The following is a 13017-nucleotide window of genomic DNA, read 5'->3' on the forward strand; positions in this document are numbered from 1 at the left end:
AAAGGCGAAAAGTTACCCGCTTCGACTCTTAACGAAGCAGTCAGTTCGCCACTAAGCTAATTAGAGTTGGTTTCGCCCTCACCGTCTATCCCGCTGACTGGAAAGGGGCTGCATCAAACATCGCGGGCGCGTTAGGATGGCGCGAAGTCGAGGTTGCAAGTAACAATGCAAGTAACAAAAAGGAGCCTCGAATCGGATTTGCAGTAAACGAGGATTGTCATGACTGATTTTGCCAACGCCATTCCGACCGCCGTTGATATCGTTCGGCGCGAAAAGTGCTACGAGGGTTTCTATAAGCTCGACCGCGTGCACTTGCGCCACGAATTGTTCGCTGGTGGCATGAGTCGCGAGATCAATCGTGAACTGTTCGTGCGCCATGATGCGGTGTGCGTGCTGCCTTACGATCCGCAGCGCGACGAAGTGGTGCTGATCGAGCAGTTTCGCGTTGGCGCCATGGGCAAGACCGACAACCCGTGGCTGATCGAACTGGTCGCCGGTCTGATCGACAAGGATGAAGTACCGGAAGAAGTTGCTCACCGCGAAGCGCAGGAGGAAGCTGGGCTTGTATTCGGGGCGCTCTGGCCGATGACCAAATATTTTCCATCGCCGGGCGGCAGTAATGAATTCGTGCACTTGTACCTGGGGCGTTGCGAGACAACCGGGGTCGGCGGCCTGCATGGGCTGGAGGAAGAGGCAGAAGATATTCGCGTCACGGTCTGGGCCTTCGAAGATGCCCTGCAAGCCGTACGCGACGGACGTATTGCCAACGCGGCAAGCATCATCGCCTTGCAATGGCTGGCTTTGAACCGCGTTGAAGTGAGGGGGTTATGGTCGTAAACAAGCTGCGCGATCGCTACCGGATCGACCTCGTGGGGCTGCAAGCCTCCTGCGAGGCCAACTACGCGCGCCTGATGCGATTGTTACCGGATATGCGTAGCGAGCCGCAGGCGCGGCGCATTGCCGTGACCCACGGCGACCAGATGCTTGGCGTGCTGGCCCTGGAAGTGTTGCAAGTCTGTCCGTACACCACGACGCTGCAAGTACGCCAGGAACACAGCCTGCCGTGGCTGCCGGTTCCTCAACTTGAAGTTCAGGTCTATCACGACGCCTGCATGGCCGAAGTGGTCAGCGCCGAACATGCAAGACGCTTCCGGGGCATCTATCCTTACCCGAACGCCGCGATGCATCAGCCGGATGAAAAAGCTCAGCTCAATCTGTTCCTGGGGGAATGGCTGAGTCATTGCCTGGCTTGTGGGCACGAGTACGCCGTTGTGCGCTAAGAGCCCTGTGTAGTTGTGAACTGCGTCCGGTTCGCAGGTTTCCTCTTTTGATCGTCCCCCAGCATAATTGCGGCACTTAACCATTCCGTGATCACGCCCTGGGAGAACGCCTTGCCGAGCGTATCCACATTGACCACCGCCGATCCGGCGTTGCTGGTGCAACTTTCCGACAGTCATCTGTTTGCCGAGGCGGACGGGACGTTGCTGGGCATGAATACCCGCGACAGCCTGCAAAAAGTCATTGAACTGGTAAAGCTTCAGCAACCGCAGGTCGACTTGATCATTGCCAGTGGCGATCTTTCACAGGATGGGACGCTGGAGTCGTATCAGCTGTTTCGTGACCTGACCCGGCAGATCGATGCGCCGGCACGCTGGATTCCCGGTAATCATGACGAGCCGCAGATAATGGCCGAGGCGGCTGTGCAGAGTGCGCTGCTGGAACCGGTGGTGGACATCGGCAACTGGCGGGTTACGTTGCTCGATTCTGCTGTGCCGGGTTCGGTGCCGGGGTATTTGCAGGATGAACAGTTGCAGTTGCTGGCCCGCTCATTGAGTGAGGCGCCGCAACGGCATCATTTGGTGTGTTTCCATCATCATCCGGTGTCGATCGGGTGTGCGTGGATGGAGCCCATTGGATTGCGCAATCCAGAAGCGTTGTTCGCGGTGCTGGATCGGTTTCCACAGGTGCGTGCGGTGTTGTGGGGGCATGTGCATCAGGAAATTGACCAGATGCGCAACGGTGTTCGCCTGATTGCATCGCCCTCGACCTGTATTCAGTTCGAGCCGTGCAGTGATGATTTCAAGGTGAGCGAGCAGGCGCCGGGGTATCGGTGGTTGCGGCTTTTGCCGGATGGTCGGCTCGAAACAGGCGTTGAGCGCGTCACCGGTTTCGATTTCCAGATTGATTACGGCTCCAACGGCTACTGATTTATTTGTCATTTTCCAAGACCGAGGCGCGGCCATCGCGGGCAAGTCGGATCGCCGCACCGCCGCTCCCACAGGGGATTTGTGAGCGCCTAAGATCCTTGTGGGAGCGGGCTTGCCCGCGATGGTGTTCGCTCAGGCGACATGATTTCCACGCATATCCCCGATTCCCCCGACACCCTGTAAACTGCGCCTCTTTACCCGACGCACAGGGAGCTCAAATGTCTGGCTCGATCCTTTATATCCACGGTTTCAATAGCGCGCCGGCGTCAAAAAAGGCCTGTCAGTTGATCAGCGTGATGGAGCGGCTGGGCTTGAGCGATCAGTTGCGTGTGCCGGCCTTGCATCACCATCCCCGCGAGGCCATCGGTCAGCTGGAGCAGGCGATTGCCGAGCTGGGGCGGCCACTGCTGGTCGGCAGCTCACTCGGCGGCTACTATGCGACTCACTTGGCCGAGCGCCATGGCTTGAAAGCCCTGTTGATCAACCCTGCCGTCAGCCCTCACCAGATGTTCGACGGGTTCCTGGGTACGCAGAAAAACCTGTACACCGATGAGACCTGGGAATTGACCCACGACCACGTAAAGGCCCTGGCCGAGCTGGAAGTGCCGGCGCCCCAGGATCCGCAGCGGTTTCAAGTGTGGTTGCAGACCGGCGATGAAACGCTGGATTATCGCCTCGCCCAGCAGTATTACCGGGCCTGTGCCTTGCGCATCCAGGCGGGCGGCGACCATAGTTTCCAGGGTTTTGCCGAGCGATTGCCGGCAATGCTGAGTTTCGCCGGCATCGGCGCAGATTTGTATCAGGCGATTGATTTCACTGCACTGTGATTTGTCGCCTCTTTTTCAGAACACTTTTTTCAGAACACTCTTTTTCACAGAACACTTTTTACAGGCGGACGACGAGACCCCATGGCCACTCCCAGCGCTAGCTCTTATAACGCAGACGCCATCGAAGTCCTCTCGGGCCTCGACCCGGTGCGCAAACGCCCCGGCATGTACACCGACACCAGTCGGCCGAACCACCTCGCCCAGGAAGTCATCGACAACAGCGTCGACGAAGCCTTGGCCGGGCACGCGACCTCGGTGCAGGTCATCCTGCACGCCGATCACTCCCTGGAAGTCAGCGATGACGGCCGTGGCATGCCGGTGGACATTCACCCGGAAGAGGGTGTGTCGGGCGTTGAGCTGATCCTCACCAAGCTCCATGCGGGCGGCAAGTTTTCCAACAAGAACTACCAGTTCTCCGGCGGTCTGCACGGGGTGGGTATTTCCGTGGTCAACGCCTTGTCGACCGAAGTCCGGGTGCGTGTGAAGCGCGACGGCAACGAATACCAGATGACTTTCGCTGACGGTTACAAGAAAACCGAGCTGGAAGTGATCGGCACTGTCGGCAAGCGCAACACCGGCACCAGCGTGTTCTTCGCGCCGGACCCGAAGTACTTCGATTCACCGAAGTTTTCCATCAGCCGTCTCAAGCACGTGCTCAAGGCCAAAGCCGTTCTGTGCCCGGGGCTGCTGGTCAGTTTTGAAGACAAGGCCACTGGCGAGAAAGTCGAATGGCATTACGAAGACGGCCTGCGCTCCTACCTGGTGGACGCGGTCAGCGAATTCGAACGCCTGCCGGCCGAACCATTCTGCGGCAGCCTGGCCGGTAATAAAGAAGCGGTCGATTGGGCGTTGCTGTGGTTGCCCGAGGGCGGCGACAGCGTTCAGGAAAGCTACGTCAACCTGATCCCGACGGCCCAGGGCGGTACTCACGTCAATGGTCTGCGTCAGGGCTTGCTCGATGCGATGCGCGAGTTCTGTGAGTTCCGCAGCCTGTTGCCGCGAGGCGTGAAGCTGGCGCCGGAAGACGTCTGGGAACGCATTGCGTTCGTCCTGTCGATGAAGATGCAGGAACCGCAATTCTCCGGTCAGACCAAGGAGCGCCTGTCATCCCGTGAAGCGGCCGCTTTCGTTTCCGGTGTGGTCAAGGACGCTTTCAGCCTGTGGCTCAACGCTCACCCGGAAACCGGCATGCTGCTGGCGGAACTGGCGATCAACAACGCCGGCCGTCGTCTGAAGGCCAGCAAGAAGGTCGAGCGTAAACGCATTACCCAAGGGCCGGCGTTGCCGGGCAAACTAGCCGACTGCGCCGGGCAGGATCCGATGCGTTCCGAGCTGTTCCTGGTGGAAGGTGATTCCGCCGGCGGTTCGGCCAAGCAGGCGCGGGACAAAGAATTTCAGGCGATCCTGCCGTTGCGCGGCAAGATTCTGAACACCTGGGAAGTCGACGGCAGCGAAGTGCTGGCCAGCCAGGAAGTGCACAACATCGCCGTGGCCATCGGTGTCGATCCGGGCTCGGCGGACATCGCTCAGCTGCGTTACGGCAAGATCTGCATCCTCGCCGACGCCGACTCCGACGGTCTGCACATCGCCACATTGCTGTGTGCCTTGTTCGTCCAGCATTTCCGCCCGCTGGTAGATGCCGGTCACGTCTACGTCGCCATGCCGCCGCTGTACCGTATCGACCTGGGCAAAGAAATTTACTATGCCCTCGACGAGGCCGAGCGCGATGGCATTCTCGATCGTCTGGTAGCCGAGAAGAAACGCGGCAAACCACAGGTCACCCGATTCAAAGGTCTGGGTGAAATGAACCCACCGCAGCTGCGCGAAACCACCATGGACCCGAACACACGGCGTCTGGTGCAGTTGACGCTGGAAGATTTCGACGCGACCTCGGAAATGATGGACATGCTGCTGGCGAAAAAACGCGCCGGCGATCGCAAGTCCTGGCTGGAGTCCAAGGGCAACCTGGCCGAGGTTCTGGGCTGATGCGATTTGGCTGGGCCCTGGCGTGTGCGTTGCTGCTGACCTCGATAACGGTTTCGGCGCAGCCTCCCGAGCTGCACCTGTTATCCGAGCATGCCGTCGATGGCATGCGCGGCGGCAATCTGTCGGGGCTGGCCCAGTGCGGCAAGGATCTATGGACCGTTTCGGATCGTGACGATGATCAAATTTATCGCCTCGACACCCGCAACAACACCTGGCAAGCCGAAACCGTGCGCATCGACGTACCCCTGGTGCCCGACAGCGGTTTGCCCTGGGGCTTGCGTTCCCGGACCTGGGCGGCGTCGTTCGTGCGGGGCGGGGACCTGGATTTCGAAGGCATTACCTGCGACAGCGCCGGTAATCGTTACATCGTCAGCGAAGCGCACGCCGCGGTGCTGCAAGTGCCGCCAATCGGACCTGCGTCCTGGCTGAAAATCTCGCCGATGCTGGTACGCGAAGCGCGGGCCAGCGGCATGCTATTGCACTTCAATGCGTTGTTTGAAGGGCTGGCGATCAATCCGGCCGGTGACACGCTGTGGCTAGCCGCCGAACGTGAGCGCCGCGGTTTACTGCTGATCAAGCGCCAGCAAACGGTCTGGGACTGCAAGGGTGGTTGTGTGCTACTGAGTGAAGCAGGGGTGGAGATGCAGCCAGCGCAGTTTCCCAAGGCCCGTGCACGCTCCCGGGATTTTGCCGATCTGTCATTGTTCGACGGCAAGCTGTTTACCCTTGAGCGCAATGTCTTTCAGGTTTGCCGTCGCGATGTGGTGACGGCCAAGGTCGAGCGCTGCTGGTCGTTTGCCGCCGAGGCCTTGCAGGAAAACCGTCGTTATTCACAGCCCTTTGGGCTGGCGGAAGCGTTGATCGTGGACGCCGACGGTGCCTGGATCGGTATCGACAACAATAATGGTGCGCGCGCCGACGGAGAGAAACGCCCGATTGTCTGGCGCTTTGCCGCGCCTGAAGGTGGCTGGAGTGCCAAACCATGAGTCAGCAACCGCCGGGCAAACGCGCCGGCCGGGTGTTGATGGTGTTGGCCTGGTGCGCCGCTCTGTTTCTGGCAACGCGGTTTTTCGGCCAGTGGGAGGCGCGTCAGCAAAATCCCAACGCCGTCGTCAGCTCCGAGCAGGGCGAAGGTTTTATCGAAGTGAAGCTGATCAGCAACAGCCAGGGGCATTTTATCGCCACTGGCCAGATCAACGGCCAGCCCGTGGATTTCATGCTCGATACCGGCGCGACCGATGTGGCGATCCCGGCCGAAGTGGCCGAGCGGCTGAAACTGGAAAAAGGCTTTGGGGTGACCCTGAGCACGGCCAATGGCTTGAGCGAGGGCTATCGAACCCGCCTCGACCGGCTGCAATTGGGCGACATCGTGCTGCGAGACGTTCGCGCGCTGGTGGCGCCCGGTTTGCACGGCAATCAGGTGCTGCTCGGTATGAGCGCACTGAACAAACTTGAATTTACCCAGCGCGGTGGCACCATGCTGCTGCGCCAGACAACGAACTGATGAGGCCCGCATGAGCGACTCCCTTGATCTCAGCCTGGACGGTGTAGAACGCCGGTCACTGGCTGACTTCACCGAAAATGCCTACCTCAACTACTCCATGTACGTGATCATGGACCGTGCCTTGCCGCATATCGGCGACGGCCTGAAACCGGTACAGCGGCGCATCATCTATGCGATGAGCGAGTTGGGGCTGGACGCCGATTCCAAGCACAAGAAATCGGCGCGTACCGTCGGTGACGTGCTCGGTAAGTTCCACCCACACGGCGATTCGGCGTGCTACGAAGCCATGGTCCTGATGGCCCAGCCGTTCAGCTACCGCTACACGCTGGTTGACGGCCAGGGTAACTGGGGTGCGCCGGACGATCCGAAGTCCTTCGCCGCCATGCGTTACACCGAAGCGCGGCTGTCGCGTTATTCCGAAGTGCTGCTCAGCGAACTGGGCCAGGGCACCGCGGACTGGGGGCCGAACTTCGACGGCACGCTGGAAGAGCCTTTGGTGTTGCCGGCCCGTTTGCCGAACATCCTGCTCAACGGCACCACCGGTATCGCCGTGGGCATGGCCACCGACGTACCGCCGCATAACCTGCGCGAAGTCGCGACCGCTTGCGTGCGCTTGCTGGATGAGCCGAAAGCCACGGTCGAGCAGCTCTGCGAGCACATTCAAGGCCCGGATTACCCGACAGAAGCGGAAATCATCACGCCGCGCGCCGACCTGCTGAAAATCTACGAAACCGGCAAGGGCTCGGTGCGCATGCGCGCCGTGTACCACATCGAAGACGGTGACATCATCGTCACCGCGCTGCCGCATCAGGTTTCGGGCGCCAAGGTGCTCGAACAGATAGCGGCCATGATGCAGGCCAAACCGTCGAAAGCCCCGCAGATCGCTGACCTGCGAGACGAGTCCGACCACGAAAACCCGTGCCGGATCGTGATCATTCCGGGCGCCCGCAAAAACTTTGACCACGATGCCCTGATGCAGCACCTGTTCGCCAGCACCGAGCTGGAGTCGAGTTATCGGGTCAACATCAACATCATCGGCCTGGACGGCAAACCGCAGTTGAAAAACCTGCGGGCGCTGCTGGTCGAGTGGCTGGAATTCCGGGTGCAGACCGTGCGTCGTCGTCTGCAATTCCGCCTGGACAAGGTTGAGCGTCGCCTGCACCTGTTGGACGGTTTGTTGATCGCTTACCTCAATCTGGATGAAGTAATTCACATCATCCGCACCGAGGAACACCCGAAAGCCGCACTGATCGAGCGTTTCGCCCTGAGCGAAATCCAGGCCGATTACATCCTCGACACCCGTTTGCGTCAGTTGGCGCGACTGGAAGAAATGAAGCTGCGTGCCGAGCAGGATGAACTGCTCAAGGAACAAGCCAAGCTGCAAGCCCTGCTGGGCAGCGAAGCCAAGCTGAAAAAGCTGGTACGCACCGAACTGATCAAGGACGCAGAAACTTACGGTGACGACCGTCGCTCGCCAATCGTCGAGCGTGCAGAGGCCAAGGCCTTGACCGAGCACGATCTGCTGCCGAACGAGAAAGTGACTGTAGTTCTGTCGGAAAAAGGCTGGGTTCGCTCTGCCAAGGGGCACGAGATTGACGCCACCGGGCTTTCCTACAAGGCCGGGGACGGTTTCAAGGCCTTGGCGGCCGGTCGCTCCAACCAGTTTGCAGTATTTATCGACTCCACTGGTCGCAGCTATTCGGTGGCTGCACACACGCTGCCCTCGGCCCGTGGCCAGGGCGAACCGCTGACCGGCCGCCTGACGCCGCCGCCAGGGGCGAGTTTCGAATGCGTGCTGATGCCTGAAGACGATTCGCTGTACGTGATCGCGTCTGACGCCGGTTACGGTTTCGTGGTCAAGGGTGAAGACCTGCAAGCCAAGAACAAGGCGGGCAAGGCTCTGTTGAGTCTGCCGAACAACGCCAAAGTGATTCTGCCGCGCCCGGTAGCCGATCGTGAGCAGAACTGGTTGGCCTCGGTGACCACCGAAGGTCGCCTGCTGATTTTCAAAATCAGCGATCTGCCACAATTAGGTAAAGGTAAAGGGAATAAGATCATCGGGATTTCCGGTGAGCGTGTTGCCAGTCGCGAAGAATATGTCACGGACATTGCCGTTTTGCCGGAGGGTGCCACCTTGGTGCTACAGGCCGGAAAACGTACGTTGTCGCTGAAGGCGGACGACCTCGAACACTACAAAGGTGAGCGTGGGCGTCGCGGTAACAAACTGCCACGGGGCTTTCAGAGGGTGGATGCGCTGTTCGTCGAAAACCTCAATTAGGCGTCCTAGAGCGCTCGATCTACGATTTAACGCGTAGATCGACGCTTTGCCGCTGGAGTCGGAACGCATATTCACGGATGATATGGCCTTTCAAGCGCCGGCGTAGCCGAGCGTTCTTCATATTTTTTGAGTATTTTCACTGTGGTCAGCCTTATGGCAGCCACCTGGATGGGACGATGACTGCTCTGCGCCTTCCTTTTATTTTGATGCTCGCCGGCGTTCTTGGCCTGGCGGGTTGCAGCGTTCACCAACCGGTGTCGCTGTATCAGCTGGACAGCGGAAGTCCGGCTCAGCCTGTGCAAAGCGCTGGCATGGCGGTATTGCTGGGCCCGGTAACGGTGGCCGACTACCTGCAACGCGAAACCTTGTTGCAGCGCCAGCCGGATGGCAGCCTGCAAGCTTCGGTTGACGGTCGTTGGGCGGGTAGCCTGTCGTCGGACATCGATCAGCTGTTGCTGCGTCAGGTCGCCGGCCATCTGGACAGCCAGCGTGTTGTCCTGGCACCGGCGACAGTGGGTTTCGCACCGGATGTTCAGGTTCTGCTGACGATCACGCGTCTGGACTCGGGTGCATCGCAACCGGCAGTCCTTGATGCGCAATGGCGCCTGATCGACCGTCGTGGTCAGGTGCGCGATAACCGCATCATTCATCTGCAGGAGCAGCACACTGGCGGGACTGCAGCTCAGGTTCAGGCTCAGGGGGTGTTGCTGCAACGTCTGGCCGAGCAGCTGTCGACAGCGCTCAAGCCGCTGGCCAACCAGCCGCCAATCGCCGAAGCGCCACGCAAGCCGGCTGCCAAGCCTGTGGCACCGGCAGCAGAGCCAGAGAAACAACCGAAAATCCCGATGGCTTCGCCGATTCGCACGGATATGGAAGTGTTCAGGTTCTAAGCCTGGATGGATTCGAAACGAGGCCCGCGTAGATGCGGGCCTTGTTGTTTCTGGCGCGCGCCGATCGTTCCCGCGCTCTGCGTGGGAATGCCTCCAGGGACGCTCCGCGTTCCAGCCTCACCTCATTCGTCGCCTGTACCGGCCTCTTCGCGGGCAAGTTGGATCGCCGCATCGCCGCTCCCACAGGGATTTCTGTCGTACACAGGTTTTGTATTCGCAGAGGAGCAGGCAACAAAAAGCCCGCAGACGATCACTCATCTGCGGGCTTCTTTACAGCAGGGCTAAGGCTTATGCCCGGCGTTCGTGCATCCGCGCCAGTTGCCGTTCCAGCATTGACGGATAGGGCTCCATCAAGCGCTCTACGCAGCACGCACCTTCAGGGCTTGCGATCGGGCGGATCCGCGCACGCTGGCGAATCAGTGCGTCGTCGCTGATCTTGCGCTCCACCAGCAGCAGGTTGCGGCTGTGTTGCGACAGGGCCAGTGCATCCTGAGCGGTTTCAGTCAGTAGCAGATCAATCTGGCTCAAGCCAAACAACTCGTCACCCAGCGTCAGGCCCAACTGCAATTGCAGGGTGATGCCGCTGTCGGCGACTTCGATCTGCAACTGATGGCCCAAGGCTCGCAGCAACTCACCGCAGCAGATGGCGTTGGTCAGGTAGTCGTCGCCGCTGTCTTCGGTGTGGAACAGCATCAGCGTGCTGCCATCGTTCAGGGTGTGCAGTTCGCTCTGGTAAAGCGATGCGGCCTGATCGAGGCAATCGCGGTAGCGTTTCAGCAGTTCTTCCAGGCGTGCGCGGGGCAGGCGGCGCAGCTGATCTTGCGCGCCCAGTTGCACGGCCAGTACTGCGCTGTGCTGCGGCAGGTTCGATGCCTGCGGCTTTACGACGGGTTTCGGCGCGCTATCTGCCGAATCATCACGCAGATCGGCAAACGGATCTTCGTCGTCCTCATCGTCTTCGATGGTGCTGACAGTGCGACGCGGCGCAGGCTTGAGGCCGGCGACAGGCTTGGTTTCATCGAAACCTGGATCGCGCAGGTTGCGTACTTCGAAGGTCGGCTCGTTGTCGTCAGCGTCTTCGTAATCGCTGTCGTCATATTCCGGTTCCGGCACGGGCTCGGCCGGTTCCGGTGCGAAATTGGCGTGCAACTGACGAGCGAGGTCGCCGATCTCATCCTGGCGCTCGGTGGCCGGGGTGTATTCGTCGATATTGCGTAACCACACTCGCAATTGCAGCAGTGGCGTAGAAATATGCCGGCCCAGACGCAGGCTCAAGGCCAGGGACAGCGCCAGCAGAATGGCGCTCAGAATGCCCATGCTTTGCAGGCTGATGGTCATCGGCTGCTGGAACTGATCCATGTCCAGGCTGATGCGCAGTTGCCCGGCGGTCACGTCCTGGAAGGTAATCTTGCTTTGGTAAATACCCTCGGCTTCGCCCAGCAGGCTGTGCTTGGGCCGCTGGCCGGACTCGGCAAGGATGCGGTTGTCCATGCTGTAGATGGCAGCGTGGGCCACCAGCTTGTTTTTGGTCAGGTTATTGAGCAGCACGTTCAGGCTGAGGATGTCATTGGACACCAACAGTTCCGTGGCCGAGGTCGCGGTCTGGGTGGTCAGGCTTTCGCCCAGGGCATCCGCCTGCTCGTGCATGGCCTGCTTGAACTGCAAACCCATCACGCAGGCGTAGATCACCAAGGCCAGAGCGACCAGGATCACGTTATGGCTGGCAATGCGCAATGCGATCGGTACACGGCGATGACGCAGTGCCCGGAAGATCAGCAGAAAGAAGTTATCGGTTTTAACTGGCGTGGGCCGGTTCACTTGAGCTCGGCTCTTTGTCCGTGAAGTTGACGCGCAGTATAGCGACAGGCCATAGGTCGTCAAAGCGCTCGCGGTGCCCGATGGTCACTGAAAATGGGTAGAATGCGGTTTTTTTCCACCTGCGGGGGTGCGCCTTGCGCGAAATCGTCCTGATAAACATCACGGGAGTCGACCGTCCGGGTCTGACTGCGGCCATTACCGGCGTTCTGGCCCAGGGTGGTGTGAACATTCTCGACATCGGTCAGGCGGTGATCCACGACACCCTGTCGTTCGGCATCCTGGTTGAAATTCCCGATACCGAACAAGGTAACTCGGTGCTCAAAGACATCCTGTTCAAAGGCTATGAGCTTGAGCAGCAGGTGCGTTTCACGCCGGTGTCCGAAGAGGATTACCAGCTGTGGGTCGGCAATCAGGGCAAGAAACGTCACATCGTCACCCTGTTGACCCGTAAAGTGACCGCCGAGCAATTGCAGCGCGTGAGCTCGATCACCGCCAAGTATGGGCTGAACATCGATCATATCGATCGCCTGTCCGGGCGCATGCCACTGGACACTCCGGCCGACAAGGGCAAGGGCTGCATCGAGTTTTCCGTGCGCGGCGAGGCGGCGGATCCGCAAGCGCTGCGGGCCGAATTCCTCAGCGTCGCTCAAGAATTGAACGTCGACATCGCCTTTCAGGAAGATTCGCTGTTCCGCCGTAACCGCCGTTTGGCGGTATTCGACATGGACTCGACGCTGATCGAGGCCGAAGTCATCGACGAACTGGCCAAGGCCGCCGGTGTAGGCGATCAGGTGTCTGCGATTACCGAGCGGGCGATGGCCGGTGAGCTGGACTTCCGCGCCAGCTTCAAGGAGCGCCTGGCCTTGCTGCAAGGACTGGACGTCAGCGTATTGGATTCCATCGGCGCTTCGCTGCGCCTGACCGAAGGCGCCGAAACCCTGTTCGCCGAACTCAAGCGTCTGGGCTACAAGACGGCGATTCTGTCGGGCGGCTTCACCTACTTCGCCAAGCAACTGCAAGCCAAGCTGGGCATCGACTACGTGTTCGCCAACGAACTGGAAGTGGTCGACGGTAAGGTGACTGGCGTGGCAGTCGAGCCGATTGTCGATGCGCAACGCAAGGCGGATCTACTGCGTGAGCTGGCGCATAAGGAAGGTTTGCGTCTGGAGCAGACGATTGCCGTCGGTGACGGTGCCAATGACCTGCCGATGCTGGCGATTGCCGGTCTGGGTGTGGCATTCCGCGCCAAGCCGCTGGTCAAGCAATCGGCGAAGCAGGCGATTTCCACCCTTGGGCTGGATGGCGTGCTGTATCTGCTGGGCTTCCGGGATCGCGACGGGCAGCTCTGAGTTTTGTATTGACTGGCAGGGCCATTGTGGCGAGGGGGCTTGCCCCCGTTGGGTCGCGCAGCGGCCCTAAAACCTGTTATCGGGTTGCTTCCGGCATAACGCGCTCATAGGTTTTGCGTCTGCTGTGGAGCCGAACGGGGGCAAGCCCCCTCGCCACA

11 protein-coding genes are annotated in these 13017 nt (G+C 60.0%); 10 read left to right on the forward strand and 1 reads right to left on the reverse strand.

Features of this window, described 5'->3' with window-relative positions; translation table 11 throughout:
- Positions 1 to 219 precede the first annotated feature (219 nt).
- The 9 genes from ACZ3HH_RS05050 to ACZ3HH_RS05090 all read left to right on the forward strand — a co-directional run bounded on the left by ACZ3HH_RS05050 (position 220) and on the right by ACZ3HH_RS05090 (position 9692).
- Positions 220 to 837, forward strand: coding sequence for an NUDIX domain-containing protein (locus tag ACZ3HH_RS05050; protein WP_038978686.1), 618 nt, complete (start codon positions 220 to 222; stop codon positions 835 to 837).
- Positions 828 to 1280 (forward strand): DUF1249 domain-containing protein, encoded by a 453-nt coding sequence (locus ACZ3HH_RS05055; protein WP_007902592.1) that lies wholly within the window; start codon positions 828 to 830, stop codon positions 1278 to 1280. Before ACZ3HH_RS05050 ends, ACZ3HH_RS05055 begins: the two co-directional genes overlap by 10 nt.
- Positions 1281 to 1391: 111 nt before the next feature.
- Positions 1392 to 2207 carry a 3',5'-cyclic-AMP phosphodiesterase gene (gene cpdA / locus ACZ3HH_RS05060; RefSeq protein WP_465803116.1) on the forward strand — a complete coding sequence of 272 codons (816 nt, stop codon included), beginning with the start codon at positions 1392 to 1394 and terminating at the stop codon, positions 2205 to 2207.
- A gap of 218 nt (positions 2208 to 2425) precedes the next feature.
- Positions 2426 to 3034: a YqiA/YcfP family alpha/beta fold hydrolase gene (locus ACZ3HH_RS05065; protein ID WP_465803118.1), complete on the forward strand. Its 609-nt coding sequence runs from the start codon at positions 2426 to 2428 to the stop codon at positions 3032 to 3034.
- Positions 3035 to 3115: 81 nt separating this feature from the next.
- Positions 3116 to 5020, forward strand: a complete 1905-nt coding sequence (gene parE, locus ACZ3HH_RS05070; protein ID WP_465803119.1) for a DNA topoisomerase IV subunit B — start codon at positions 3116 to 3118, stop codon at positions 5018 to 5020.
- A complete protein-coding gene (locus ACZ3HH_RS05075) occupies positions 5020 to 6006 on the forward strand; it encodes an esterase-like activity of phytase family protein (RefSeq protein ID WP_465803121.1) in 987 nt (328 codons plus the stop codon). Before parE ends, ACZ3HH_RS05075 begins: the two co-directional genes overlap by 1 nt.
- Positions 6003 to 6524: a retropepsin-like aspartic protease family protein gene (locus ACZ3HH_RS05080; protein ID WP_465803123.1), complete on the forward strand. Its 522-nt coding sequence runs from the start codon at positions 6003 to 6005 to the stop codon at positions 6522 to 6524. The genes ACZ3HH_RS05075 and ACZ3HH_RS05080 overlap by 4 nt, the downstream gene beginning before the upstream one ends.
- Before the next feature lie 10 nt (positions 6525 to 6534).
- The gene (gene parC / locus ACZ3HH_RS05085; RefSeq protein WP_367373933.1) at positions 6535 to 8802 is read left to right on the forward strand and encodes a DNA topoisomerase IV subunit A; all 2268 of its coding nucleotides are present in this window, start codon (positions 6535 to 6537) and stop codon (positions 8800 to 8802) included.
- Between the two features lie 176 nt (positions 8803 to 8978).
- Complete coding sequence (locus ACZ3HH_RS05090; RefSeq protein WP_465803125.1) at positions 8979 to 9692, forward strand: PqiC family protein; 714 nt, start codon at positions 8979 to 8981, stop codon at positions 9690 to 9692.
- A gap of 288 nt (positions 9693 to 9980) precedes the next feature.
- On the opposite strand, the gene ACZ3HH_RS05095 is transcribed toward ACZ3HH_RS05090, so the two are convergent.
- The gene (locus ACZ3HH_RS05095) at positions 9981 to 11510 is read right to left on the reverse strand and encodes an AhpA/YtjB family protein (protein WP_465803127.1); all 1530 of its coding nucleotides are present in this window, start codon (positions 11508 to 11510) and stop codon (positions 9981 to 9983) included.
- Between the two features lie 134 nt (positions 11511 to 11644).
- Between ACZ3HH_RS05095 and serB the strand changes: the two genes are divergently transcribed.
- Complete coding sequence (gene serB, locus ACZ3HH_RS05100; RefSeq protein WP_007902606.1) at positions 11645 to 12859, forward strand: phosphoserine phosphatase SerB; 1215 nt, start codon at positions 11645 to 11647, stop codon at positions 12857 to 12859.
- Positions 12860 to 13017: the final 158 nt, after the last annotated feature.

Source organism: Pseudomonas sp. PME37.24/025 (assembly GCF_055556615.1).